At 64.6% G+C, this 25,454-nt stretch carries 24 protein-coding genes; 9 read left to right on the top strand and 15 right to left on the bottom strand.

Annotated elements, in window-relative coordinates; translation table 11 throughout:
• Positions 1–16: 16 nt before the first annotated feature.
• Positions 17–538 (top strand): DUF3617 domain-containing protein, encoded by a 522-nt coding sequence (locus PVZ78_RS05455; RefSeq protein ID WP_025806930.1) that lies wholly within the window; start codon positions 17–19, stop codon positions 536–538.
• A gap of 107 nt (positions 539–645) precedes the next feature.
• On the opposite strand, the gene thrS is transcribed toward PVZ78_RS05455, so the two are convergent.
• Genes thrS through folE2 form a run of 8 tightly spaced genes read right to left on the bottom strand, consistent with a single transcriptional unit; the run spans position 646 to position 8,240 of the window.
• Positions 646–2,544 (bottom strand): threonine--tRNA ligase, encoded by a 1,899-nt coding sequence (gene thrS / locus PVZ78_RS05460; RefSeq protein ID WP_273828329.1) that lies wholly within the window; start codon positions 2,542–2,544, stop codon positions 646–648.
• 41 nt (positions 2,545–2,585) lie between these two features.
• The gene (locus PVZ78_RS05465) at positions 2,586–3,923 is read right to left on the bottom strand and encodes a dihydroorotase (protein ID WP_273828330.1); all 1,338 of its coding nucleotides are present in this window, start codon (positions 3,921–3,923) and stop codon (positions 2,586–2,588) included.
• Positions 3,924–3,925: 2 nt separating this feature from the next.
• Positions 3,926–4,486, bottom strand: a complete 561-nt coding sequence (locus PVZ78_RS05470; RefSeq protein WP_009051649.1) for a gamma carbonic anhydrase family protein — start codon at positions 4,484–4,486, stop codon at positions 3,926–3,928.
• The gene (gene hisI / locus PVZ78_RS05475) at positions 4,483–4,920 is read right to left on the bottom strand and encodes a phosphoribosyl-AMP cyclohydrolase (protein WP_273828331.1); all 438 of its coding nucleotides are present in this window, start codon (positions 4,918–4,920) and stop codon (positions 4,483–4,485) included. Before hisI ends, PVZ78_RS05470 begins: the two co-directional genes overlap by 4 nt.
• The gene (locus PVZ78_RS05480) at positions 4,917–5,801 is read right to left on the bottom strand and encodes a metal ABC transporter substrate-binding protein (RefSeq protein ID WP_009051647.1); all 885 of its coding nucleotides are present in this window, start codon (positions 5,799–5,801) and stop codon (positions 4,917–4,919) included. Before PVZ78_RS05480 ends, hisI begins: the two co-directional genes overlap by 4 nt.
• Positions 5,802–5,812: 11 nt before the next feature.
• Entirely contained in the window at positions 5,813–6,679 is an 867-nt protein-coding gene (locus PVZ78_RS05485) for a metal ABC transporter permease (RefSeq protein WP_009051646.1), read from the bottom strand.
• On the bottom strand, positions 6,679–7,347 hold the full coding sequence (locus PVZ78_RS05490; protein ID WP_273828332.1) for a metal ABC transporter ATP-binding protein: 669 nt from the start codon (positions 7,345–7,347) through the stop codon (positions 6,679–6,681). Before PVZ78_RS05490 ends, PVZ78_RS05485 begins: the two co-directional genes overlap by 1 nt.
• Complete coding sequence (gene folE2, locus PVZ78_RS05495; RefSeq protein WP_020371219.1) at positions 7,344–8,240, bottom strand: GTP cyclohydrolase FolE2; 897 nt, start codon at positions 8,238–8,240, stop codon at positions 7,344–7,346. Before folE2 ends, PVZ78_RS05490 begins: the two co-directional genes overlap by 4 nt.
• A gap of 130 nt (positions 8,241–8,370) precedes the next feature.
• Between folE2 and PVZ78_RS05500 the strand changes: the two genes are divergently transcribed.
• Complete coding sequence (locus PVZ78_RS05500; protein WP_124355536.1) at positions 8,371–9,591, top strand: N-acetylmuramoyl-L-alanine amidase; 1,221 nt, start codon at positions 8,371–8,373, stop codon at positions 9,589–9,591.
• A 130-nt stretch (positions 9,592–9,721) separates the two neighbouring features.
• Here PVZ78_RS05500 and PVZ78_RS05505 read toward each other — a convergent pair whose 3' ends face one another.
• Entirely contained in the window at positions 9,722–10,102 is a 381-nt protein-coding gene (locus tag PVZ78_RS05505) for a hypothetical protein (RefSeq protein WP_016703991.1), read from the bottom strand.
• 134 nt (positions 10,103–10,236) lie between these two features.
• On the opposite strand from PVZ78_RS05505, the gene dksA reads away from it, so the two are divergent.
• The 4 genes from dksA to PVZ78_RS05525 all read left to right on the top strand — a co-directional run bounded on the left by dksA (position 10,237) and on the right by PVZ78_RS05525 (position 13,727).
• On the top strand, positions 10,237–10,641 hold the full coding sequence (gene dksA / locus PVZ78_RS05510) for an RNA polymerase-binding protein DksA (RefSeq protein ID WP_009051641.1): 405 nt from the start codon (positions 10,237–10,239) through the stop codon (positions 10,639–10,641).
• Positions 10,642–10,682: 41 nt separating this feature from the next.
• Positions 10,683–11,891, top strand: coding sequence for a zinc metallochaperone GTPase ZigA (gene zigA / locus PVZ78_RS05515; protein ID WP_273828333.1), 1,209 nt, complete (start codon positions 10,683–10,685; stop codon positions 11,889–11,891).
• Positions 11,891–12,601 carry a DUF1826 domain-containing protein gene (locus tag PVZ78_RS05520; protein ID WP_273828334.1) on the top strand — a complete coding sequence of 237 codons (711 nt, stop codon included), beginning with the start codon at positions 11,891–11,893 and terminating at the stop codon, positions 12,599–12,601. The genes zigA and PVZ78_RS05520 overlap by 1 nt, the downstream gene beginning before the upstream one ends.
• 163 nt (positions 12,602–12,764) lie before the next feature.
• The gene (locus PVZ78_RS05525; RefSeq protein ID WP_273828335.1) at positions 12,765–13,727 is read left to right on the top strand and encodes a CobW family GTP-binding protein; all 963 of its coding nucleotides are present in this window, start codon (positions 12,765–12,767) and stop codon (positions 13,725–13,727) included.
• A gap of 139 nt (positions 13,728–13,866) precedes the next feature.
• On the opposite strand, the gene PVZ78_RS05530 is transcribed toward PVZ78_RS05525, so the two are convergent.
• On the bottom strand, positions 13,867–14,262 hold the full coding sequence (locus PVZ78_RS05530) for a DUF3301 domain-containing protein (RefSeq protein ID WP_009051637.1): 396 nt from the start codon (positions 14,260–14,262) through the stop codon (positions 13,867–13,869).
• A gap of 116 nt (positions 14,263–14,378) precedes the next feature.
• On the opposite strand from PVZ78_RS05530, the gene pdxY reads away from it, so the two are divergent.
• Positions 14,379–15,251: a pyridoxal kinase PdxY gene (pdxY, locus tag PVZ78_RS05535; RefSeq protein WP_007927602.1), complete on the top strand. Its 873-nt coding sequence runs from the start codon at positions 14,379–14,381 to the stop codon at positions 15,249–15,251.
• Positions 15,252–15,313: 62 nt separating this feature from the next.
• Here pdxY and PVZ78_RS05540 read toward each other — a convergent pair whose 3' ends face one another.
• Positions 15,314–15,796 (bottom strand): acyl-CoA thioesterase, encoded by a 483-nt coding sequence (locus PVZ78_RS05540; RefSeq protein WP_007927601.1) that lies wholly within the window; start codon positions 15,794–15,796, stop codon positions 15,314–15,316.
• Between the two features lie 266 nt (positions 15,797–16,062).
• On the opposite strand from PVZ78_RS05540, the gene PVZ78_RS05545 reads away from it, so the two are divergent.
• Positions 16,063–17,826: a cation:proton antiporter gene (locus tag PVZ78_RS05545; RefSeq protein ID WP_009051635.1), complete on the top strand. Its 1,764-nt coding sequence runs from the start codon at positions 16,063–16,065 to the stop codon at positions 17,824–17,826.
• Here the strand turns inward: PVZ78_RS05545 and PVZ78_RS05550 are convergent.
• The 4 genes from PVZ78_RS05550 to uvrD all read right to left on the bottom strand — a co-directional run bounded on the left by PVZ78_RS05550 (position 17,823) and on the right by uvrD (position 22,265).
• Positions 17,823–18,308 carry a hypothetical protein gene (locus PVZ78_RS05550; protein ID WP_009051634.1) on the bottom strand — a complete coding sequence of 162 codons (486 nt, stop codon included), beginning with the start codon at positions 18,306–18,308 and terminating at the stop codon, positions 17,823–17,825. The genes PVZ78_RS05545 and PVZ78_RS05550 overlap by 4 nt on opposite strands.
• Positions 18,309–18,364: 56 nt before the next feature.
• Positions 18,365–18,772: an SMI1/KNR4 family protein gene (locus PVZ78_RS05555; protein ID WP_007927598.1), complete on the bottom strand. Its 408-nt coding sequence runs from the start codon at positions 18,770–18,772 to the stop codon at positions 18,365–18,367.
• 138 nt (positions 18,773–18,910) lie between these two features.
• Positions 18,911–19,789 carry a Tim44 domain-containing protein gene (locus PVZ78_RS05560; RefSeq protein WP_009051633.1) on the bottom strand — a complete coding sequence of 293 codons (879 nt, stop codon included), beginning with the start codon at positions 19,787–19,789 and terminating at the stop codon, positions 18,911–18,913.
• Positions 19,790–20,081: 292 nt separating this feature from the next.
• Positions 20,082–22,265 carry a DNA helicase II gene (gene uvrD, locus PVZ78_RS05565; RefSeq protein WP_009051632.1) on the bottom strand — a complete coding sequence of 728 codons (2,184 nt, stop codon included), beginning with the start codon at positions 22,263–22,265 and terminating at the stop codon, positions 20,082–20,084.
• A gap of 246 nt (positions 22,266–22,511) precedes the next feature.
• On the opposite strand from uvrD, the gene PVZ78_RS05570 reads away from it, so the two are divergent.
• The gene (locus PVZ78_RS05570) at positions 22,512–25,376 is read left to right on the top strand and encodes a putative bifunctional diguanylate cyclase/phosphodiesterase (protein ID WP_273828336.1); all 2,865 of its coding nucleotides are present in this window, start codon (positions 22,512–22,514) and stop codon (positions 25,374–25,376) included.
• The last annotated feature ends 78 nt before the right edge of the window (positions 25,377–25,454 follow it).

The following is a 25,454-nucleotide window of genomic DNA, read 5'->3' on the forward strand; positions in this document are numbered from 1 at the left end:
GTCTAGGAGTCATTCGATGAAGCTTCGTCTACTGGGTTTGGCCATGGCTGCCGTTGTCTCGCTTCCGTTGGCCGCGCAGGCCCAGATGCTGCAACCGGGCCTGTGGGAACTGACCACCAGCAACATGAAAGTCGATGACCAGAGCCTGCCGGATCTGTCGTTGATTCTCGGCCAGTTACAACAACAGCTGACCCCCGAGCAACGGGCACAGCTGGAGAAGCAGGGCGTGACCATGGGCGGCAAGGGCATCCGCGTGTGCCTGACGCCGGAGCAGGTGAAGTCCGACACCATTCCGCTGCAAGACCCGCAATCTGGCTGCCGCCAGGAGGTCACCGACCGTACTTCCAACCAGTGGAAATTCCGCTTCAGCTGCCCGAAAGCCCAGGGCTCGGGCGTGGCGAAATTCCTCAGCGATCGCGAGTTCACCACCAACGTCAGCGGCACCTTCAATGCCACCGGCTTCCAGCAGAAGGGCAGCATGGACACCCGCGCGGTATGGCTGGGGCAGGATTGCGGGACTGTTAAACCAAGGGCTTAAAAGCATCGCGGGCAAGTCGAATCTGCGGGCGTTCATACCTTTCATGAACGCCCGCAGTTCTGTAGGAGCGGAGCTTGCCCGCGATAGCGTCCGCCCAGGCGCTGCCGCTACAACGCCGAGCGCATCCGCTCGGCTACCTCGCTCACTGGCCACCGCCCCAGATCCTCGCCATGGCGGCTGCGCAAACTGACAAATCCCCCATCCTTTTCCTTATCGCCCACCACCAGCAGGTACGGCACCTTTTGCAGGCTGTGCTCGCGGATCTTGTAGCTGATTTTCTCGTTGCGCAGGTCGGCGCCGATCCGCAGGCCCTGGCGCTGCAGGGTGTCGGCCACCGACCGGGCGTAGTCCGCCTGGCCTTCGCTGATGGTGATCACCACCGCTTGCCGCGGCGCGAGCCAGCACGGCAGGGCACCGCTGTAATGTTCGATGAGGATGCCGATAAAGCGCTCCAGGGAACCGAACAGCGCACGGTGCAGCATCACCGGGCGCTGGCGTTCGCCGTGCTCGTCGATGTAGCTGATATCGAAACGTTCCGGCAGGTTGAGGTCGACCTGCAGGGTGCCGCATTGCCAATCGCGGCCGATGGCATCGCGTAGCACGAACTCCAGTTTCGGGCCGTAGAACGCGCCTTCGCCGGGGTTGATCCGGTAGTCGATCGCCATGGTTTCCAGGGCGCCGGACAAGGCACCTTCCAGCTGGTCCCACAGCGTGTCGCTGCCGATGCGATGGGCCGGTCGGGTGGAGAGCTTGACCGTGACCTCGTGGAAGCCGAAGTCGCGATAGATGTCGAACACCAGGGCGATGGTGCTCTCGCATTCCGCCTGCATTTGCGCCGGGGTGCAGAAGATGTGCGCGTCGTCCTGGGTGAAGTGGCGCACCCGCAGCAACCCGTGCAACGCACCGGAGGGTTCGTAGCGATGCACCTTGCCGAACTCGGCGATGCGCAGCGGCAGGTCGCGGTAGCTTTTCAGGCCACGGCTGAAGATCGACACCGCGCCGGGGCAGTTCATCGGCTTGAGGGCGAACACCCGCTGGTCCTCGGTGGTGGTGCTGAACATGTGGTCGCGATAGTTCTGCCAGTGCCCGGAGGTTTCCCAGAGGCTGCGGTCCATCACGTCCGGGGTATTCACTTCCTGATAACCGGCCTGATCCTGGCGCTGGCGCATGTAGCCGATCAGTTGCTGGAACAGGGTCCAGCCCTTGGCGTGCCAGAACACCGAGCCCGGCGCGCAGTCGTCGAAATGGAACAGGTCCAGTTGCTGCCCAAGCTTGCGGTGGTCGCGCTTGCCGGCTTCTTCCAGGCGGGTCAGGTAATCCTTGAGGTCTTTCGGCGTGGCCCAGCAAGTGCCGTAGATCCGTTGCAGCGGCGCGTTCTTGGCATCGCCGCGCCAGTAGGCGCCGGCGACCTTGGTCAGCTTGAACGCCTGCAAGATTCCAGTGAACGGCACGTGTGGGCCCCGGCACAGGTCTTCGAAATCGCCCTGGCGGTACAGCGACAGGACCTGGTCTTGCGGGATGTCGCGGATCAGTTCGGCCTTGTAGTGCTCGCCGAGGTTGCCGAAGTATTCCAGGGCGTCGTCACGGGACAGCTCGCGTCGGCGCACCGCATGGTTGGTCGCGGCCAGCCGGGTCATGCGCGCTTCGATGCGCTCCAGGTCGTCGGGGGTGAAGGGCCGTTCGTAGGCAAAGTCGTAAAAGAAGCCGTCCTCGATCACCGGGCCGATGGTGACCTGGGCCGAGGGGTACAACTCCTTCACCGCCATGGCCAGCAGATGCGCGCAGGAGTGGCGCAGGATCTCCAGGCCTTCGGGCTCGCGGGCGGTGACGATGCTGACCCGGGCATCGCCCTCGAGCACAAAGGAACAATCCACCAGTTGATCGTTCACCCGGCCGGCGACGGCCGCCCTGGCCAGGCCGAGGCCGATGCTCGCGGCCACCTCGTACACGGAAAGCGGCTGGTCGTACTCGCGTTGCGAGCCGTCGGGCAGGGTGATGTGAATCATCGGGTGTTCCTTGGTGTTTCAGGGGGATTCGGGGAAAGGGCTCAGCGGGTAAAACGCAGCGGCAAACCCTGGCAGTTGTCGTACAGGCGCCCGGCGTGCCAGGCCAGTTGCCCCGACACCAGGGTGGTAGCAACGCTGTGCCGGAAATGCCGTTCGGCGAAGGGCGTCCAGCCGCATTGGGCGAGGATCGGCTGCTGGGCCACGGCGATGCCCTCGGGTTCGGGCCTGATCAGCACCAGGTCGGCCCAGTAACCCTCGCGCAGGTAGCCACGGTCGGGAATGGCGAACAGGTCGGCGACCCGGTGGCTGGTTTTCGCCACCAGGGTGGTGATGGGCAGCACGCCGTCGGCCACCAGTTCCAGCAGGGCGGGCAGGGCGTGTTGCACCAGCGGCAGCCCGGCAGGTGCCTGGCGGTAGGGCAGTTGTTTCTGCGCCCAGGTATGCGGCGCGTGATCGCTGCCGATCACATCCAGGCGGTTACCGAGCAGAGCCTGGCGCAGGGCGTCGCGATCGGCGCGGGTCTTGATCGCCGGGTTGCATTTGATCAGGTGCCCGAGGCGCGCGTAGTCACGGTCATCGAACAGCAGATGGTGCAGGCAGACTTCGGCGGTGATGCGCTTTTGCGCCAGCGGCTTGTCTTCGAACAGCGCAAGTTCGCGTGCGGTAGTCAGGTGCAAGACATGCAGGCGAGTGCCATGCCGCCCGGCCAGGTCCACGGCCAGCGACGAGGAGCGGTAGCAGGCTTCGGCATCGCGGATCAGGGAGTGGGCCACGGCGGGAATCGCTTCGCCGAAACGCTCCTGCATGCGCCGCTCGTTGGCCTGGATGCTGGGCGTGTGTTCGCAGTGCGCCAGGAGAAGGGTCGGCACCTCGGCGAACAAGCGCTCCAGGACCTGCGGATCGTCCACCAGCATGTTGCCGGTGGAGGCGCCCATGAACACTTTGACCCCGGCCACCAGGCACGGGTCGAGGGCTGCGACTGTGTCGAGGTTGTCGCGGCTGACGCCGAAGTGAAAGCCGTAGTTGGCCACCGAGTGGATGGCCGCGCGGCGTTTCTTGTCCTCCAGCGCGGCCAGGGTCAGGGTCGCGGGCTGGGTGTTGGGCATGTCCATGAAGCTGGTGATGCCACCCGCCACGGCCGCCCGCGACTCGCTGTAGAAGCTGCCTTTCTCCGGCGCGCCGGGATCGCGGAAATGCACCTGGTCGTCGATCATGCCCGGCACCAGCCACTGGCCCTGGGCATCGATCTCGGTGCGGGCATTCTCGCCTTCGATGCTGCTGGCGATCTTCACGATGCGCCCATGGTCCACCAGCAGGTCGGCGTCGAACTCGCGTCCTTCATTGACCAGCCGGGCATTGCGAATCAGCACGCTGCTCATGTTCAGAACTCGTTCTGCAGGGCTTTGTAACCGCGCACCAGATCGACATTGGTGCGCGCCACGTCTTCGGAAAACTCCGAGGCGCTGACGCTGACCGGCGGGAACTGCGAGAGGTCGGTATTGGGCCCGATGCGGGTGGTGGAGGGCACGTAGAAGCCTTGCGGCAGGTCGCGGCCATCGACCACCGAGTTGTGCCGCACCACGCTGCCGTTGCCGACCGCGCAGTTGAACAGCACGCTGTTGAAGCCGATGAATACCCGGTCGCCGACCGTGCACGGGCCATGGACGATCGAGCGGTGGGCGATGGAGGTGAATTCGCCGATGGTCACCGCCGCGCCGGATTTGGAGTGGATCACCACGCCGTCCTGGATGTTCGAATTGGCGCCGATGATGATCGGGTCCATGGCGCCATGTTCGTTGACTTCGTCGGCGCGGATCACTGCGTAGGGGCCGACGAAGACGTTCTCGCCGATCACCACCTTGCCGCAGATGATGGCGGTCTTGTCGACGTAGGCCGACTCGGCGATGACCGGCAGATCGCCGGAAGGGTTTTTGCGAATCATGCTGGGGTTTCCTGTAGCGGTGCGCTGATGACCTGCACCGCGCCGTCGCGAATGGCGTTGTAGAAACAGTTGGGGCGCCCGGTGTGGCAGGCCGGGCCTTGCTGATCCACCAGCAGCAGGACGGCGTCGCCGTCGCAGTCCAGGCGTGCTTCGAGCAAACGCTGGTGATGCCCCGAGCTTTCGCCCTTGCGCCACAGTTGCCGGCGCGAGCGCGACCAGTAGCAGACCTGCCCGCTGGCCAGGGTCTCGGCCAGCGCCCTGCGGTTCATCCAGGCCAGCATCAGCACCTCGCCGCTGTCGTACTGCTGGGCGATGGCGGCGATCAGGCCGTCGGCATTCCATGGCAGGGCATCGAGCACGCTGGTGAGCGGCCAACGGCTGCCCAGGGGCGCGCTTTCCAGGTCGAGCATCGACAGTGGAGGGCGCTTGTTCATGGCTGGCTCAGGGCGTCGTACAGGGTGTTCAGGTTGTATTCGAACAACCCGGTGAACGTGCTGGCCGGCCCCTTGGCGGCGAGGGCGTCGGAGTACAGGGTGCCGCCGATCTGGGCGCCGCTTTCGTCGGCGATCTGCTTGAGCAGGCGTGCGTCCTTGATGTTCTCCATGAACACCGCCTTGACCTTGGCGTTGCGGATCTGGGTGATCAGCGCGGCGACTTCGGCGGCCGAGGGTTCGCGCTCGGTGGACAGGCCTTGCGGGGCCATGAAGTCGATGCCGTAGGCCTGCCCCAGGTAACCGAAGGCGTCGTGGGAGGTGACGATCTTGCGGTTGCCCGGCGGCAGCGCGCCGAACTTGGCCTTGGCCTCGGCCAGCAGCGCGTAGATCCGTTTCAGGTAAGCCTGGCTGTTGCGTTGGTAGTCGGCCTTGTTCGCCGGGTCGGCGGCCACCAGCGCCTTGGTGATGTTGCTTACATAGAGTTCGGCGTTCGCCAGGTTGTGCCAGGCGTGAGGGTCGGGAATGGTCTCACCGTCCTCATCCAGCGAACGAGGGATCACCCCGCGACTGGCGGTGATCACCGGAGCCCGGGTGGCGGTACTGGCCACCAGGCGATCCAGCCAGGGCTCGAAACCCAGGCCGTTCTTGATGATCAGCCGGGCCTTGAGCAGGGCCTTGGCATCGTCCGGCGTCGGTTCGTAAGTGTGGGCGTCGGCGTCCGGACCGACCATGTCGGTGATCTGGATGTGCTCGCCGCCGACCTGTCGGGTGATGTCGGCGAGGATGCTGAAGCTGGTGACCACAGCGAGTTTGTCCGCGGCCTGGGCGGGTGACAGCGACAACGGCAGCAACAGACTGAAGAGCACGAGTAGAGCGCGCATCGGGGAACACCTCATGGGGATGTGAGCAAAGGCGGGCGGCGCAGCAGACCGTGCACCGGACCGAACACCACGGACAGCAGGTACAGGCCGCCAGCCACCAGGACGATGGCCGGGCCGCTGGGCAGCGAGTAGTGGAACGACAGCAACAGGCCGAGCCATACCGAGAGGCAGCCGAGCAGCGCGGCGATGCCGATCAGTACCGGCAGGCGACGACTCCAGAAGCGTGAGGCGGCGGCCGGCAGCATCATCAGGCCGACCACCATCAAGGCGCCGATGGCCTGGAATCCGATCACCAGGTTCAGCACCACCAGGGTCAGGAACAGGCCGTGGGCGAGGGGGCCGAGGCGGCTGACGCTGTTGAGGAACAGCGGGTCGAGGGTGTCCAGCAGCAACGCTTTGTAGATCAGCGCCATGGCCACCAGGCTGAACCCGGAGACCCAGAGCATGCCGTCGAGGGTCGGCCCATCCACCGCCAGGGCCGAGCCGAACAGCAGGTGCAGCAGGTCCAGGCGCTTGCCGGCGAGGCCGAGAATCAGCACGCCGCTGGCCAGGGAAATCGGGTAGATCGCGGCCAGGCTGGCGTCTTCGCGCAAACCGGTGCGCCGGGTAATCCAGGCGGCCAGCCCGGCCATGCCCAGGCCGGCACCGAGGCCGCCGAAGGTCAGCGCTGGCAGGCTCAACCCGGCGAACCAGAAGCCCAGCGCAGCGCCGGGGAGGATGCCATGGGCCACGGCGTCGCCGATCAGGCTCATGCGCCGCAGGATCAGAAACACCCCCAGCGGCGCGGTGCTGCACGCCAGCACCAGGCCGCCGAGCAACGCCCGGCGCATGAACACGAATTCGTGGAAGGGTTGCCAGAGCTGGGCAGCGGCGAGCATCAGGCCACCTGCATCCGCAGGGGCTGGACGATCAGTTCCTCGCTGCTGCCGAACAGGCAACCGCTGGCTTTGATCACCAGGGTCTGGGGGATGTGTTGGCGCACGGCGGCGAGGTCATGGCAGACCACGATTTGCGTGCGGCCTTGCTGCTGCCAGCTGTGGATGTGTTTCCACAACAGGGCCTGGCCCAGTTCGTCCAGGGCGGCATGGGGTTCGTCCAGCAGCAACAGCGGGGCATCGGCGAGGCTCAGGCGGGCGAGCAGGGCGCGTTGCAATTCGCCGCCGGACAGGGCCATCAGCGGGCGTTGTTCCAGGCCGCTCAGGCACCAGTCTTCGAGCACCCGCTGCAGGCGTTCGGCACGCTGTTGCGAGCTTTGCCGATCGCCCCAGAAGCCGGCGGCTACCAGCTCTTGCAGAGTGATGGGGAACTGCCGGTCGAGGTATTGCTGCTGCGGCAGAAAGGACAGGCCGCCACGGCGGGGAACCTGCAACCTGACTTTCCCGGCCAAGGGTTTTTGCAGGCCGGTGATGACCTTCAGCAGGCTGCTTTTGCCCGAGCCGTTGGCACCGATGATGGCGGTCAGGCTGCCGGGTTTCAGCTCGAGGTCGAGCGCTGGCGTCAGCGGTTGGCCGGGCGCGCCCCAACGCAGCGATTGCAGGTCGATCATGCGGCCTCCCAGTTCCAGCGGCTTTCCGCTACGGCGTCGTGGGCGTGCAGGCTTTCGGCGTGAACCACGCGCACCTGGAAGGCGCGGATGCCGGGCGAGCGTTGCAAGGCGAGGTTCAGGCGGCGCGCGGCGTCTTCGCAGAACATCAGGTTCTGCCCGTTGGCCAGGGCGAAGGCTTGTTCGTCGGCGCGTTTCACCGCGGTTTGCACGGCGGTACCGAGGGCGGCTTCGGCGTCGTTGATCGCTGCCATCAGCGGCAACTCATCGAGAAAGTCGTCCAGGCGCAGCTGCAATTGCGCACTGCTGCGCTGACTGTGGGGCGTGGCGACTATGCCTTTCGAAGAACCGAGCCAGGCCAGGATGTCTTCGTGTTGCAGCTGCCGGTTGGCGAAGTCATCGATGAATTGCTGTTGAATCAGCTGCCTGGAAAGCGCGGCGGAACAAGGGCAGGTGGAGGAATAAGGCACCTCGATTTTTAGTTCCACGTGGAACATTGCGTTTTTCAGATGCGCTTCGATGCTCACCGGATAGGTTTTCCAGCCGGTCAACGGGCTGATCAAGGCCGGGCGTTTCAGCAGCAGATCGGCATGAATTCGCAGGTAGGCGCTGCTGGACAGACCGTCGTGGCTGTCGAGAAAACGTTGCAGTACCTGGCGCATCAGGCCCGGGGTGAGGTTTTCCTGTTCGAGCATTTCCAGCGCCAGATACAGGCGCGACATATGAATACCGCGTGCTTCGCCATCGTCGAGGCTGACGCCGGCATCCGCTTTTGCGCCAATCCGCTGGCCATCAAACAACACAGGTAAGGCAATGCCACACATGCCCACCCACTCAAGGGGCAGGGCCTGGCGTGCGGCCTGCGCGGCGATATCCGGCAGAGTCAGCGCATTCATGAGCAGGTCCATCGTTGGAAACAATTCGCCATGTTATATTATAACAATGCGGTCGATGAAACCTTTTTCCTGAACGTTTTTTCACCAAGCCTTATCGAGCCTGGATGCTCCTCAATCTGCGGTGTAAGTCATGCACAGACGTCAGTTGCTCAACCTGCTGTTGGCCAGCGCGGCCTTGGTTCTGCCTTTGGGGGTGTCCGCCACCCAGATCCGCAACCTGCGGTTATGGAATTCGGCCGACAAGCTGCGCCTGGTGCTCGATCTGAGTGGGCCGGTGCAGTACAAGACCTTCACTCTCAGCGCGCCGGAACGGCTGATCATCGACCTCAGCGGCGCGCAGCTCAGCGGGGATTTCAGCCAGCTGGCCCTGGCCAACACGCCGATTCGCTCGATCCGTTCCGGGCACTTTGGCCAGGGCGATACGCGGATCGTTCTCGACCTGGCCGAACCGCAGCGGCTCGACAGCTTTTTGCTGCCGCCCCAGGACGGCCAGGGTCACCGCCTGGTGCTCGACCTGAGCAACGCCAGCCGTGTTCCACAGCAGATCGCAGCGGTCGCCGCCCCGGCTTTGTCGCGTGAAACACCGACGGACCGGGCGCATCCCAAGCGCGACATCATCGTCGTGGTCGACCCGGGCCATGGCGGCAAGGACCCGGGGGCGGTCGGCGCCCGGGGCGAACGGGAGAAGGATGTGGTGCTGGCGATCGCCCAGCTGCTGGCCAAGCGGCTGAAGCGGGAGAAGGGCTTCGATGTGAAGCTGGTGCGCAACGACGATTTCTTCGTGCCGCTGCGCAAGCGGGTGGAGATCGCCCGCAAGCACAAGGCCGACATGTTTATCTCGGTGCACGCCGATGCGGCGCCGCGCCTGACGGCGTCCGGGGCTTCGGTGTATGCATTGTCTGAAGGTGGCGCGACCTCGGCCACCGCGCGTTTCATGGCGCAGCGGGAGAACGGCGCCGACCTGCTGGGCGCCACCAGCCTGCTCAATCTGAAAGACAAGGATCCGATGCTCGCCGGGGTGATTCTCGACATGTCGATGAACGCGACCATCGCCGCCAGCCTGCAGTTGGGCAGCACCGTGCTGGGCAGCCTGGCGGGCATCACCACCCTGCATCAGAAGCGCGTGGAACAGGCCGGTTTCGCGGTGCTCAAGTCCCCCGACGTGCCTTCGATCCTGGTGGAGACCGGCTTCATCTCCAACAGCCGCGACAGCCAGCGCCTGGTGACCGCGCGGCACCAGCAGGCGATTGCCGACGGGTTGTTCGCGGGCTTGCAGAGCTACTTCCAGAAGAACCCGCCGGTGAACAGCTACATGGCCTGGTTGCAGGAGCAGAAAAAAGCCCAGGTCTGACGCCGCCCAGGCTTCTGTAGGAGCACAGCTTGCGTGCGATGAAGACGCTGCGGTGTATCCGCTATACCGCGTAAGCGTTCATGGCGGGCAAGTCGGATCGCCGCCCGCTCGCTCCTACAAAATACTCTGCTTAGCAGCCAGTGATCCGGCTGCAAGTGAACTTGCCGCTGCTACCGCCGGAGCTGGAAAAACGGTTGCGGGTGGTCCAGCCGACGCGCTGGCTGTAGCCGACCCAGGCTTCGCCATCGGAGGCCAGGCCGGTAAAGAAAGTCAGTTGACCGTAGCGGCTGTTGGTCTGCGCCCAATAACGTTTGCCGGCCACTTCGAAGCCTCGCAGATAGGTAGTGCTGCCCGCGGCCGCGACGCTGTAGGCATTGCCTTCGGCATCCACGCAGGCCAGCAGATTGGCGCTGCGGGTGCAGGTGGCCAGGGCGCTGGGTACTTGCGCGTTGGCGGCGTTCGCGACCAGCAGGGACAGGCTCAGCAGCGTGTATTTCAGGGCATTGCGCATCGGCGTTCTCGGCAAGGGACGCTCAAGCATCCCGCCCTTCGTCGTGGGCGGCAAGAGAGGGTTGGTTTATTTGTATTGTTATACTATAACATTAAATAAAGCCTGATCCGTGACCCGCCATGACTGAACGCCCGATGACCGAAGCGCAACTTCTCGCCCAACCCGAGGCGGACTACATGAACGACGTCCAGCAGGCCTATTTCCGTGAGCTGCTGCTGGCGCAGCGCGTCGAGCTGCAAGAGCGCATCGACGGTGAGTTCGAGGTGCTGCGCGAGCAGGAGCCCCACAGCGATCCCGCCGATATCGGCAGCGCCGAAGAACAGCGTCAGTGGCAACTGCGCCTGCTGGAGCGGGAAAAGAAGCTGCTGGACAAGATCGACGAAGCCCTCGAACGCCTGGCCCGCGGCGAGTACGGCTGGTGCCGCGAAACCGGCGAGGCCATTGGCCTCAGGCGCCTGCTGCTGCGGCCCACCGCCACTCTGTGTATCGAAGCCAAAGAACGCCAAGAGCTGCGCGAACGCCATCAACGGGCGATCTGACCCAGCCACCCAGCCACCCAGCCCCTGATGAGGACCCCCTGATGACCGACCGTCTCCCCGTTACCGTGCTGTCCGGCTTTCTCGGCGCCGGCAAAAGCACGCTGCTCAACTACGTCCTGCGCAACCGCGACCACCTGCGGGTGGCGGTGATCGTCAACGACATGAGCGAAATCAACATCGACGGCAGCGAAGTGCAGCGCGATGTCAGCCTCAACCGCGCCGAAGAAAAACTGGTCGAAATGAGCAACGGCTGCATCTGCTGCACCCTGCGCGAAGACCTGCTGGAAGAGGTCGGCAAGCTGGCCAGGGACGGGCGTTTCGACTACCTGCTGATCGAATCCACCGGCATCTCCGAGCCGCTGCCGGTGGCCGAGACCTTCACCTTTCGCGACGAGGCAGGGCAGAGCCTGGCCGACATCGCGCGGTTGGACACCATGGTCACCGTGGTCGACGGTATGAACTTCCTGCTCGATTACCAGGCCGCGGAAAGCCTGGCGTCCCGTGGCGAAACCCTGGGTGAGGAGGACGAGCGCTCGATCACCGACCTTTTGATCGAGCAGATCGAGTTCGCCGACGTGATCTTGATCAGCAAGATCGACCTGATCGGCAGCGACGAGCGCCAGGAGCTGATCGCCATCCTTGAGCGCCTCAATTCCCAGGCGGAAATCATCCCCATGGTGATGGGCGAAGTACCGTTGGCGAAGATCCTCAACACCGGCCGTTTCGACTTCGAGCGGGCCGCCCAGGCGCCGGGCTGGTTGCAGGAACTGCGCGGCGAGCACGTGCCGGAAACCGAGGAGTACGGCATCGCCTCCAGCGCCTATCGGGCGCGGCGGCCGTTCCATCCGCAGCGCTTTTTCGACTTCATCAACCGCCCCTGGATCAACGGCAAGCTGTTGCGTTCCAAGGGCTTTTTCTGGCTCGCCAGCAAGCATCAGGAGGCGGGCAGTTGGTCCCAGGCTGGCGGTCTGATGCGTCATGGTTTCGCCGGACGCTGGTGGCGTTTCGTGCCCAAGCAACACTGGCCGCAGGACGCGGAAAGCACCGCGGCGATCATGCAGAACTGGACCGCCGCCACCGGCGACTGCCGCCAGGAACTGGTGTTCATCGGCCAGAACATCGACTTCGCCCGGCTCACCGCCGAACTCGACGACTGCCTGCTGACTGACGACGAAATGGCCCTGGGCGTGGAGGGCTGGGGCCTGATGCGCGACCCGTTCGGCCCCTGGAATGAAGAGGCTGCTGCTTGATGCCTTACCTGTCCCTGAGCCCTGTGAGAGCCGCCGGTCGACGCTCGATTGCGGGGGCGGGAGTCCTGCGGCCAATCCTGCAAAAGCCGACACGTCGCCAGTCTTCTGGTTCGGCCCCCATCGTCCTCGCCGAGGTGCTGGACGATGAGGTCAACCTGGCCCTGTGGCAGCGCCGGTTGCCGACGCATATCGCCGATTTCGGTGCCTTGCTGCTGTCGCTGAACGAACCGTTGGCCGAGTCGCTGTCGCTGGAACTCGATACTGAGGACGCCGAGCCGAACCTGCGCGGCCTGGCCTCCGGCTTCAGCGATCTGCAGGGATACGACGGCTTTATCGCCGATGTCGCCTGGCTGGTCAGCGCCTTTGCCTGCTTGCTGGGCGCCAAGCGCGTCGGCCTGCGCCTGCGGGTGCTGGATAAGGCCATGTGCCCGCGTTTTCATGTCGACCATGTGCCGGTACGGCTGATCACCACCTATGCCGGTGTCGGCAGCCAGTGGCTGCGCGAGGGCGCGATGGATCGTCGGCAACTGGGCCAGGCCGAGGCCGAACCCACGGATGCCGCGCTGATCCAGCAGATCGCCAGCGGCGAGGTGGCCCTGTTCAAGGGCGAGAAGTGGCTGGGCAACGAGGGCTTCGGCCTGATCCACCGCTCGCCGCAACCGGCCCCCGGCGAACGCCGGCTGATCCTCACCCTGGACTGGCTCGGCTGATCCTGTAGCCGCTGCCGCAGGCGGCGATCGGCAGCGCAGCCGACGTGCGCTTGAGGACGTCAAAAGGCGCTGCGCGCCTTATCGCAGCCTGCGGCAGCGGCTACGTTTCGCTGTCGCGGGTTAGCGCGTAGGATCAATCACCTTCTTTCCGAGCGCTCCACCCATGCTGCACAACATCCCCACCCACGTCATCGCCGGCCCCCTCGGCGCGGGCAAGACCAGCCTGATCCAGCACCTGTTGGCGCAGCGTCCGACCCATGAGCGCTGGGCGGTGCTGATCAACGAGTTCGGCCAGATCGGCCTGGACGCGGCGCTGCTGACCCGGGACGAGGACGGTATCGCCCTGGGCGAGGTGGCCGGTGGCTGCCTGTGCTGTGTCAACGGCGCGCCGTTCCAGGTAGGCCTGGGGCGCCTGTTGCGCAAGGCCCGGCCCGATCGCCTGTTTATCGAACCTTCCGGCCTGGGGCACCCGGCGCAACTGCTCCAGCAATTGCGCGAGGCGCCCTGGCAAACGGTCCTGGCCGTGCAGCCTTGCGTGTTGGTACTCGATGCCCAGGCATTGGCGGCCGGCAAGCCGCTGCCGCAGGCCCAACAGGAGGCGCTGCCCAGCGCTGGCCTGTTGCTGCTGAACAAGGAGGAGGGGCTCGACGCGGTGCAGCGTCAGGGCATTCTCGAGCAGTTGCCGGCCTGTCCGGTGCTCTGGACCACCCGCGGGACCTTGCCACTGGACCGTTTGCCTGGCGCGGATGTTCAGGCGGGGGCGGCTGTAGAGGCCTTCGAAGTACCCAAGGGATTGGCGCAGTTGCCGGCGATCTGGACCGATCCGGCCCAGCCGATCTGCCTGAGCCAGGCCCAGGAGGGCGGCTGGAGCATTGGTTGGCGCTGGCACCCGAGCCGGGTGTTCGAGGTCGGGCTCGTCGAGCAATGGCTGGCGAGCCTCGACTGGCGTCGGGCCAAGCTGGTGGTCCACGGTGCCGATGGCTGGGTCTCGGGCAACGCCCTGGATAACGCCGCGTTGCACTGGCAAGCCAGCGAATGGCGCCGCGATTCACGGATCGAGCTGATCTTCAGCGAGCCGCAAGACGTGGCTGCCCTACAACAATCCCTGGCCGAATGCTGCCAATAATCCAATCTGATGCTTCTGTAGGAGCGAAGCTTGCTCGCGATAGCCGCGAAGCGGCAATTTATCCTGGTAAACCGCGTCATCGTTGACGTCTTTTTCGCGGGCAAGCCTCGCTCCTACAGGATTGCATAGGCGGTTGGCGCTACTTGCTGCGCTCTTCACGCCACTGGCTCAGCTCGATCACCTCGGCGCTGCGGGTCGGCACGGGTGGGGGCGCCGGCGTTGCAATCGGGTAGGGCGCCAGCTCGATCTGCGCGCTGTGGGCGCCGAACTGGGTGATGGTCCCCGCATGGCGGGTTTCGCCGGTGACGGTGAATTCGAAGTTGTAGATCCGGGCCAGGCGCCGGCGACCACTGGCGTCCCTGACGAAACCGATGCGCTTCAGCGCCACATTGCCGTCCAGCAGCTCGATATCGAGCCGCGCGCAATGCTGCTTGACCCTCTCCAGCGCCCGCTCGCGCAGGCCGTGGTTGTGCCATAGCCAGGCGGCGCCGGTCGCCAGCAGCATCAGCACGAAAATGTTTCCAAGGGTCAGCATGAGGTGCGCTCCAACGAAGTCGCACCAGCTTAACTGCGTCTTCGGTCTGTCGTACAGGTTGCGTTTAGTCGCATACTGCGCGGCTCGAATTTCAATCGTTTTACGGAATGACCCGAATGAAACGTACGCCTCATCTGCTCGCGATCCAGTCCCATGTGGTCTTCGGCCATGCCGGTAACAGCGCCGCGGTGTTTCCCATGCAGCGGGTCGGGGTGAATGTCTGGCCGCTCAATACCGTGCAGTTCTCCAACCACACGCAATACGGCCAGTGGGCCGGCGAAGTGCTGTCGCCGCATCAGATTCCGGAGCTGGTGGAAGGTATTGCCGCCATCGGCGAGCTGGGCAATTGCGATGCGGTGCTGTCCGGCTACCTGGGCAGCGCGGCGCAGGGGCGGGCGATCCTCGGTGGCGTGGCGCGGATCAAGGCGACCAACCCCAAGGCCCTGTACCTGTGCGACCCGGTGATGGGCCACCCGGAAAAGGGCTGCAGCGTGCCGCAGGAGGTCAGCGACTTCCTCTTGGAAGAAGCGGCGGCCGTAGCGGACTTCCTCTGCCCCAACCAGCTGGAGCTGGACAGCTTCGCCGGGCGCAAGCCGCAGTCGCTGTTCGACTGCCTGGCCATGGCCCGGGCGCTGCTGGCCCGTGGGCCGAAAGCGGTGCTGGTCAAGCATCTGGATTACCCGGGCAAGCTGCCGGACGGCTTCGAGATGCTGCTGGTGACCGCCGAAGGCAGTTGGCACCTGCGTCGTCCGCTGCTGGCATTCCCGCGTCAGCCGGTGGGCGTGGGCGACCTGACTTCGGGCCTGTTCCTGGCCCGGGTGCTGCTGGGCGACAGCCTGGTGGCGGCGTTCGAGTTCACCGCCGCGGCGGTGCATGAAGTGCTGCTGGAAACCCAGGCTTGCGCCAGTTACGAACTGCAGCTGATACGGGCCCAGGACCGGATCACCCATCCACGGGTGCGGTTCGAGGCGGTGCCGATCGAGCTGTAACGGGTTGCGCGGGGTTTATTGCGAACAGGCTCGCGCGCTAGGCGCGAGCCGGTCTCGGAGCATCAGGCGTCGGCCTTGATTTCCTGATAGCGCTTTTCCAGCTCCTGGCGGATCTGCCGGCGTTGCTGGGCCTGCATGAAGCGGCGCTTGTCTTCGCTGGTTTGTGGCTGCAGGGGCGGCACGGCGGCGGGTTTGCGCTGGTCGTCCACGGCCACCATGGTGAAGAAGCAGCTGTTGGTGTGGCGCACCGAGCGCTCGCGGATGTTCTCGGTGACCACCTTGATACCGACCTCCATCGAGGTGTTGCCGGTGTAGTTGACCGAGGCCAGGAAGGTCACCAGTTCGCCGACATGGATCGGCTCGCGGAAGATCACCTGGTCCACCGACAGGGTCACCACATAGCGGCCGGCATAACGGCTGGCGCAGGCGTAGGCGACTTCATCGAGGTACTTGAGCAGGGTGCCGCCGTGGACATTGCCTGAGAAGTTGGCCATGTCAGGGGTCATCAATACCGTCATCGACAGCTGGGCGTTTCCGGGTTCCATAGCACACTCACGGGTTAAGGCAGGGGTTGCGGGGCGCACCTCTGCGGGTGCTTAGGTCAGCGTTTCAAACCATCGATAACGGGACGCTGCGCTCGCGGTCGCCGTCACGCGGCGATCTATCTGTTTCCATATATTGCACCGCCTTTCTGGCACAAGTCGCGATGTTAACCTTCAAAAGCCCGTCCCAAGGGCTTTTCCCGCTGGCCGGCAGGTCGCACGACGACCCGCGCCGTCCGCAAGAACACGACCCCAAGGAGCCCCACGCCATGCATGCCATCAGCTTTATTCAGGACCTGGCAGTGATCATGCTGGTCGCAGGCGTGGTGACCATTCTTTTCCACCGGCTCAAGCAGCCAGTGGTCCTCGGCTATATCGTCGCCGGCTTCATTATCGGCCCGCACACTCCGCCATTCGGCCTGATCCACGACGAAGACACGATCAAGACCCTGGCCGAGCTGGGGGTGATTTTCCTGATGTTCTGCCTGGGCCTGGAGTTCAGCCTGCGCAAGCTGTTCAAGGTCGGCGCCACGGCCTTTATCGCCGCGTTCATGGAAATCGTGCTGATGATCTGGATCGGCTACGAAATCGGCCGCTGGTTCGACTGGAACACCATGGACTCGCTGTTCCTCGGTGCGATCCTGGCGATTTCCTCGACCACCATCATCGTCAAGGCGCTCAACGACCTGAAGATGAAGAACCAGCGCTTCGCCCAGCTGATCTTCGGTGTGCTGATCGTCGAGGACATCCTCGGCATCGGCATCATCGCCTTGCTCTCGAGCATCGCGGTCAGCGGCACCGTCAGCTCCGGAGAAGTGTTCTCCACCGTCGGCAAGCTCTCGCTGTTCATGATCGTCGCCCTGGTGATCGGCATCCTGCTGGTGCCACGGTTGCTGGCCTACGTCGCCAAGTTCGAAAGCAACGAGATGCTGCTGATCACCGTGCTGGGGCTGTGTTTCGGCTTCTGCCTGCTGGTGGTCAAGCTGGAGTACAGCATGGTGCTCGGTGCCTTCCTGATCGGCGCGATCATGGCCGAGTCGCGGCAATTGCTGAAGATCGAGCGCCTGATCGAACCGGTTCGCGACATGTTCAGCGCCATTTTCTTCGTCGCCATCGGCCTGATGATCGACCCGCAGATCCTCCTGCAATACGCCTGGCCGATCGCGGTGATCACCGTCGCGGTGGTGCTGGGCAAGATGTTGTCCTGCGGCCTGGGCGCCTTTATCGCCGGCAACGATGGCCGCACCTCGCTGCGGGTTGGCATGGGCCTGTCGCAGATCGGCGAGTTCTCCTTCATCATCGCGGCGCTGGGCATGACCCTGCAGGTCACCAGTGACTTTCTCTACCCGGTGGCGGTCGCCGTGTCGGCCATTACCACCTTGCTCACGCCTTACCTGATCCGCGCCGCCGACCCGCTGTCGCTGAAGCTCGCCGCCGTGATGCCGACCCGCCTGAGCCGGGTGCTGGGCATGTACGGCGAATGGTTGCGCAGCATCCAGCCGCACGGCGAGGGTGCGCTGCTGGCGTCGATGATCCGGCGGATCCTGTTGCAGGTCGGGGTCAACCTGGCGCTGGTGGTGGCGATCTTCTTCTCCGGCGGTTATTTCGCCGCGCGCATCGGCGAATACCTGCAGGACTGGATCGGCGATCCGAGCTGGCAGAAGGCGCTGATCTGGGGTGGGGCGCTGCTGCTGTCGCTGCCGTTCCTGATCGCTGCCTATCGCAAGCTCAAGGCCCTGTCGATGCTGCTGGCGGAGATGGGCGTGAAGCCGGAAATGGCCGGGCGCCACACCCAGCGCGTGCGCCGGGTGATCGCCGAGGTGATTCCGGTGCTGTCGTTGCTGGTGATCTTCCTGCTATTGGCGGCGCTGTCTTCGAGCATCCTGCCGACCACCGAGCTGCTGGTGCTGATCGCGGTGGTGACGGCGGCGGTGGCCGCGCTGCTGTGGCGTTGGTTCATCCGTGTGCACACCCGGATGCAGGTGGCGCTGCTGGATACCCTGGATAACCACAAGGAAGACAACGGGCACTAATTGCCGGGTGATGCACAACTCAAGGGCTGGTCGCGCCAGTATTGCCAGGCTTCGAGCCAGCCCTGGTCGTGGGTGACCCCGGGCAGGCTGACGGACTGCACACACACGGCTTTCGTCCCCAGCGCCTGCCGATAGGTGGGGTAGAGGCTGGCAGGCACGCTGCGGTCGGCCTGGCCGAGCAAATGCCGTTGCGCTACCCGTGCCAGCTTGGGTGCCTGGTCCAGCGGCTCGAGGGAGCCGTGCAACGGGCTCAGCCCCAGCGCATTGGCCCATAGCCGAGGGCTCAGGTTGCCGGCCAGGGTTTGCACCTGGGTAGTGTCGTCTCGCCGCGCGGCCAGCAACAGGGCCAGTGCCGCGCCACCGGAATGGCCGATCAACTCGAAATCCTGATTGCCGTAACACTGCTTGAGGCGGTCGAGGGCCTGGTCGAGGCTAATGCGGCGATCGACCCGCTGGGGCGACCGCTTGTGAACGTCACGCAACGGGCGGCAGTCGATCCATGCACCTGCGCCCGCGGGGCGAAACCGCGCAAGGCCGATCAGCTTTCCAGCCAGACGTCCCGCGCCCAGTGCCATACCGACTCCCAGGACTCTTCGGTGATCAGCTCTTCTTCGCCGGACCAGAGCACCACGGTGCCGTCTTCCTCGACGCAGTAGTAGTCGTCACCGTCCTGGCAGATTGGGATCAGCTCGCGCGGCACGCCCATGTCCCAGGCGGTGGCGGCCACTTCCGGCAGGTAGGTGTGGGATTGCGGGTCGGTCACGGTGACCGGCTCCAGGCTGCCGTAGACGACATCGCTCACGGTCAACAGGAACTCTTTGAAGACGAAGGGGATATTGATGAACAGCTGTTCTTCGATTTCCACCAGCAGGTCTTCATCCGGCAGTTCCAGGGGAACGGGTACCGGTTCGTTTGCTTCACGGAGTTGCTCGATGACTTCTTCCACGGCCTGGGTCCTCTTAGCTCTATGGCGCGGTTTAATAGACGGCGGTTTATACAGTAGCTCGCTATAAGTGCAATCGTGAAATGCAAAACCCCGACCTGGGCCGGGGTTTTGCGATTAGCGATGTGACACTGGAGAGGATCAGCCGTTCTGGCGGATACCTGCAACCAGCCAAGGCTGGTTTTCGCCCTGGGCGCGCTCCATGTTCCAGCTTTCGCTGAACACTTCGCCCTGGTCGAAACGCGAGCTCTTCGACACGCCGGTGAAGGTCAGGGTCGCGATGGTCTTGTCGGCGCGGTCGTCGACGCCTTCAAGCTGCACATTGAGGTTGTCGATGTAGGTCGACTGGAAGCCGTCGCCCAGATCGGCACGTTCCTGCTTCAGGAACTGCAGCATCTGCGGGGTCACGAACTCGGCGATCTTGTCCATTTCGTTGGCGTCCCAGTGTTGCTGCAGGGACTGGAAGTGGTTGCGCGCGGCTTCGACGAAACGCTCTTCGTTGAACCAGGCCGGGGCGTTGATCACCGGACGGGCCGCGGCGGCAGGTGCAGCCGAACCGCCGAAGATCGAACCGGAGGCCGGTTTTGGCTCGAAGGCTTCACGCTGCATCGGCGCGTGGCCGGCTGGAGCGTACTGCTCCTGCTGCTTGCGACGACGGGCGGCGATGAAGCGGAAGACCAGGAAGGCGATGACCGCCATGATCAGGATGTCGAAGATCTGCATGCCCTGGAAGCCGTCGCCCATGAACATGGAGGCCAGCAGGCCGCCTGCGGCGATACCGGCCAATGGGCCGAGCCAGCGCGAAGCACCGCCGGCTTTGGCGGCAGCACCCGCGGCACCGGCAGCCCCTGCGGTCGCGGCGGCAGGACCCATACCGGAAGAGGACGGAGCCATTTGGCTGGTCTGGTGGGTCGGCGCAGCGCCGGCGCTTTTGCCGCCACCAAAGCGCTTGGCGTTGGCGTCGAGGCTCATCGTCAGGCCGATGCACAACGCCATGGCGATGCTAAGAAAACGTTTCATAAAGGGAATTCCCATTTGTGGATGGCACGCGCGCCATGTTGCACAGGTGAAGTGTCACTGGCTAGCGGCAGAGTGTTTCGGGCTTTTGCCTGACAGCCGCGGTTCAGCTTCGGTCGAGGCAAGTGGGCCCTGTACAGGTTTGTCCGTTGGGCGGATGCGATGGTTCAGTGGCAAAACATCCCGGCGCCAGCAGTCTCACTGCCGGCGCCGGTCGGGCCGATTGCGCCCCATGTCGCGGGTCGCTTCTCGTTCAGAAACATCGCCCTTGCATGGCGAAGTCGGAGTCGAGGCTTCAGATGGCTTCGAGCTTGGCGTAGCCGAGCATCAGCCACTTGCTGCCTTCGCTGAAGTTCACCTGGACCCGGGCCTGGGCGCCGGCGCCTTCGAAGTTGAGGATCACGCCGTCGCCGAATACCGAGTGGCGTACCGCCTGGCCGAGGCTGAGGCCGGTGTCCGGGATCTCGCTGCCACCGAACAGGCTGCTGGTGCTCTGCGACTGGCCACCGCCGAACGGACGGCTGACGCTGTTGGACAGGCGCACTTCCTGGATCAGCCCCTTCGGAACTTCCCGTACGAAACGCGACACCTTGTTGTAGGTCTCGCTGCCGTACAGGCGACGGGTCTCGGCGTAGGTCATCACCAGGTTCTGCATCGCCCGGGTGATACCGACGTAGGCCAGGCGCCGTTCTTCTTCAAGGCGGCCGGGTTCTTCCAGGCTCATCTTGTGCGGGAACAGGCCTTCTTCCATGCCCACCAGGAACACGTAAGGGAATTCCAGGCCTTTGGCGCTGTGCAGGGTCATCAGCTGGATGCTGTCTTCGTGCTCGTCGGCCTGGGTGTCGCCGGCTTCCAGCGAAGCGTGGCCGAGGAAGGCCGCCAGCGGCGTCAGTTCCTGGTCTTCTTCGGTGTGCTCGAAGTTGCGCGCGGCGCTGACCAGTTCTTCAAGGTTTTCTACCCGGGCCTGGCCTTTCTCGCCTTTTTCCGCTTCGTGGTAGGCGATCAAACCGGACTGCTCGATAACGGTCTGGGTCATCAGGTGCAACGGCATCTCGGCGGTCACGGTCGCCAGGTGTTCGATCAGTTCCATGAAGGCGCCCAGGGCGCCGGCGGCGCGTCCGGTCACACCTTTATTGGTCACCAGCTGGCGCATCGCTTCCCACATCGACACATGGCTGTGGCGCGCATGTTCGCGAATCGCTTCGACGGTCTTTTCGCCAATGCCGCGGGTCGGCACGTTGATCACCCGCTCCAGGGCCGCGTCGTTGCCGCGCCCTTCGAGCAGGCGCATGTAGGCCATGGCGTTCTTGATTTCGGCGCGTTCGAAGAAGCGCTGGCCGCCGTAGATGCGATACGGAATGCGCTCGCGCAGCAGCGCTTCTTCCAGTACCCGCGACTGGGCGTTGGAGCGATACAGGATGGCGATATCGCTGCGGGCCAGGCCGGTCTTCAGGGCGCTTTCGATGGTTTCCACCACATAGCGCGCTTCATCGTGTTCGTTGAAGGCGGCGTACAGGTTGATCGCTTCGCCTTCGCCGCCGTCGGTCCACAGCTCCTTGCCCAGGCGCCCGGTGTTATTGGCGATCAGGGCGTTGGCGGCCTTGAGGATGCCGGCGGTGGAGCGGTAGTTCTGCTCCAGGCGGATCACTTCGGTGTCCGGGAAGTCTTCGGAGTACTGGTGGATGTTCTCGATCTTCGCGCCGCGCCAGCCGTAGATCGACTGGTCGTCGTCGCCCACCACCATCAGGCTGTCTCCGCCCTTGGCCAAGAGGCGCAACCAGGCGTACTGCACGGCGTTGGTGTCCTGGAACTCGTCCACCAGCACATGGCGGAAACGCTTCTGGTAGTGCGCCAGCAGGCCCGGGTGGTCGCGCCACAGGTCCAGGGCGCGCAGCAGCAGTTCGGAGAAGTCGATGACCCCGGCGCGCTGGCAGGCGGCCTCATAGGCTTCGTAGATGCCGCGCATGGTGGCCAGGAACAGGTCGCCGCTGGCTTGAATGTGTTGCGGACGCAGGCCTTCGTCCTTCTGCCCATTGATGAACCACTGGGCCTGCCGGGCCGGCCAGCGCTGCTCGTCCAGGCCGAGGTCGCGGATCACCCGCTTGACCAGGCGTTGCTGGTCGTCGCTGTCGAGGATCTGGAAGGTCTGGCTCAGGCCGGCCTCTTGCCAGTGCGCCCGCAGCAGGCGATGCGCCAGGCCGTGGAAGGTGCCGACCCACATGCCGGCCGGGTTGATCCCCATCAACTGCTCGATGCGCTGGCGCATCTCGGCAGCGGCCTTGTTGGTGAAGGTCACCGACAGGATCGAGTGGGGCGAGGCGTTCTCGACCTGGATCAACCAGGCGATACGGTGCACCAGCACTCGGGTTTTACCGGAGCCAGCACCGGCCAGGACCAACTGACGACCCAAGGAGGCAGCTACGGCCTGGCGTTGGGCATCGTTGAGGGAGTTCAGCAGAAGGGAGAGATCATCGCGCATCGGGGCATTCTAGGGGGCTGGCGCACACCGGGCAAACCAAGCTTTGGTTTAGCCGATAAAAGAACGCTGGGGACGACCGGTCGGTCACGGGCTGCAGCCGTTGGCCGGGCTTGGCCGGAGGAATTTCAGCGGGATCGGCGCTCGAGCCGATTTGCCGATTTTATGATTCCAGGCAGTTTGGTCCGGGCGGTTGCTTGTGTATGCTCCGGCGACGTTTCGGGCTCAATCATTATAAGAACACTGCCTATGACACTCAGCACTGGCCCGTCCGGACCCTTCGTGGAGCCTCGGGTTGTTCGCAAGCAATACGCCATGGAGATGGCGGTAGAGCGCACGCGCCTGCTTTATCAGGGCTCCCTGTTGCCCACCCTGTTCATGCTGCTCAACGGCCTGGTCTGCGCCTGGCTGCTGTGGACCCCCGAGCGTTATTGGCTGGTCAGCGTGTGGATGGTCTGGCTGCTGGCCCTGGTCGCCCTGCGGGTGATCCAGGTGGCGGCGTTCGACTCGGCGATTCCCAGCCGCCAGGCGCAGCCGGTCTGGCGCCGCATGTTCCTGCTCGGCTCCGCCGTCAGCGGCCTGACCCTGGCCTGCGCCGGCATCGCCCTGATGCCCACCGACAATTTCCTGCAACAGGCCTGGGTCTTCGGCCTGATCGGCGCGGCGATCCTCTCGGCCAGCGTGGCCTACGCGGTCAGCCTGCCGGCCTTCCTGTCCTTTACCTTGCCCTGTTTGCTACCGGCGATCGGCTACCTGTTCTGGGGCGGCGACGAACAGCAGCGTGGCTGGGGCTGGCTGGGCTTGATCCTGCTGGTGTCGCTGAGCGTGGTGGCCTGGCAGGTCAACCGTCTGATCCAGATGGGCTTGCTGCGGCGTTTCCAGAACCAGGCCCTGATCGAACACCTGCAACAGGCGCAGAGCCGCAGCGAACAGCTCAACAGCGAGCTGCTGCGGGAAGTCGAGCAACGCCGCCGCGCCGAGGAAGAGCTGCGCGAAGCCCAGGTCGGCCTGGAAAGCCGGGTGGCCCAGCGCAGCCTCGAACTGGACGCGGCCAACCAGGCCCTGAGCAAGAGCGAAGCGCGCCTGGCCCTGGCCCTGAAGGCCAGCCAGCTGGGGCTGTGGGACTGGAACCTGCAGACCGACGAGGTCCATCACAGCCATATCAAGGAGCTGTTCGGCCTGGAGCCGGAGTTCGTGCGGGCGATGCTCAGCCACCTCAAGCCGTTGCTGCACCCCGAAGACCTGCCGCTGCTCAAGCGCGCGCTGGTGGAGCACCTGAAGGGGCGCACCGAGGATTACCTGGTGGAATACCGCGTGCGCCATGGCGATGGCCACTGGGTGTGGATCGAGGACCGTGGACGCGCCGTGGAGCGCGGCCCCGGTGGACGGGTGCTGCGCATGGTCGGCACTCGGCGCGATATCAGCGCCAGCAAACAGCAGGAAGAGCAGCGACGCCTGGCGGCGATGGTGTTCGAGGCGGCCAGCGAGGGCATCGTGATTCTCGATCCGGATTACGTGCTGCTGGCGGTCAACCAGGCGTTCAGCCGGGTCACCGGTTACCAGATCGAGGACATGCTCGGACGCAATGTGGTCGACCTGCCGTGCAGCCGCGACGCGCGCCGGCACTATCCGGTGATTCATCAGGCCCTTGAGCAGCACGGCAGCTGGCAGGGCGAACTGGTGGAGGCGCGCAAGAACGGCGAGCTGTACCCGCAATGGCTGCAATTGAATGTGGTGCGCGATACGCGGGGAAATATCAGCCATATTGTGGGCTTCTTCGCCGATCTGTCGGCGCGGCGCGAATCCGAAGAGCGCATGCGCTACCTGACCCATTACGACGAACTCACCGGCCTGGCCAACCGTTCGCTGTTCCGCGAACGCTTGCGCGAAGCCCATCAACGGATGCGTCAGGGCGGCCGCAGCCTGGCCCTGGTGCATATCAATCTGGACCGTTTCAAGCTGCTCAACGACAGCCTGGGCCACGACGTCGCCGACCAGCTGTTGCAGAAAATGGCGCGGCGGCTGGTCAATGCGTTGCCGGAAGCCGACACCATTGCCCGTTTGTCCGGCGATGAGTTCGCGGTGCTGTTCGATGCCTATGGCAGCCTGTCGAGCCTGACTCGGGTGGCCACGCGCTTGTCGGCGAAGCTGCGCTTGCCGATCACCGTGGAAGGCCATGAGCTGGTGGTCAGCGCCTCCATGGGCATCAGCATGCTGCCCGACAGCGCGCGGGAAATTCCGGCGTTGATCAGCCAGGCGAACATCGCCATGCAACACGCCAAGCACCTGGGCGGCAACAACTTCCAGTTCTACACCGCCAGCCTGCAAGCCAGCACCCTGGAGCGCCTGCAGTTGGAGAACCAGCTGCGCAAGGCGGTCGAGGAGCGCCAGCTGAAGGTGTTCTACCAGCCGAAACTGTGCCTCGCCACCGGCCGCCTGAATGCCGCCGAGGCCCTGGTGCGCTGGGACCATCCCGATCTGGGGCGGGTGCCGCCGGGGGACTTTATCGGCCTCGCGGAAGAGATCGGGCTGATCGGCCCGATCGGCGAATTCGTGTTGCGCCAGGCCTGCTGGCAAGCCTGCGAGTGGCAGCGCCAGGGGCTGCCGGCGATTCGGGTGTCGGTGAACCTGTCGGTGCATCAGCTGCGCCAGGGCAAGCTGGTCAGCCTGGTGCGCAGCGTGCTGGAAGAGACCGGGCTGGCGCCGCATTTCCTTGAGCTGGAGCTGACCGAAAGCCACCTGCTCGACAGCGTCGAACACATCGTTTCGACCTTCCAGCAATTGCGTGACCTGGGGGTGAAGCTGGCCATCGACGACTTCGGCACCGGTTATTCCTCGCTGAGTTACCTCAAGCGGATTCCGGTGGACTACGTGAAGATCGACCAGGCGTTCATCCGCGGCCTGAGCGAAGGCGGTGCCGACGCGGCGATCACCCGGGCGATCATCGCCATGGCCCACGGGCTGTCGCTGAAGGTGGTGGCCGAAGGGGTGGAACATCCGGGGCAGCTGGCGTTTCTCAAGGAGCAGAAATGCGATGAGGTGCAGGGCTACCTGATCAGCCGGCCGGTGGAAGCCGAGGGCCTGGCGGCGCTATTGAGGGCCGAGACCCGGTAGCCGCTGGCATAGGCCGCGCCAGCAGCTACAAAGAGCACGCGAGGCCAAAACAGTGGGGTGCAAAGGTGATTCAGTTAC

The sequence above is a fragment of the Pseudomonas sp. SBT1-2 genome (assembly GCF_028640875.1).
Classification (GTDB): domain Bacteria; phylum Pseudomonadota; class Gammaproteobacteria; order Pseudomonadales; family Pseudomonadaceae; genus Aquipseudomonas; species Aquipseudomonas chlororaphis_I.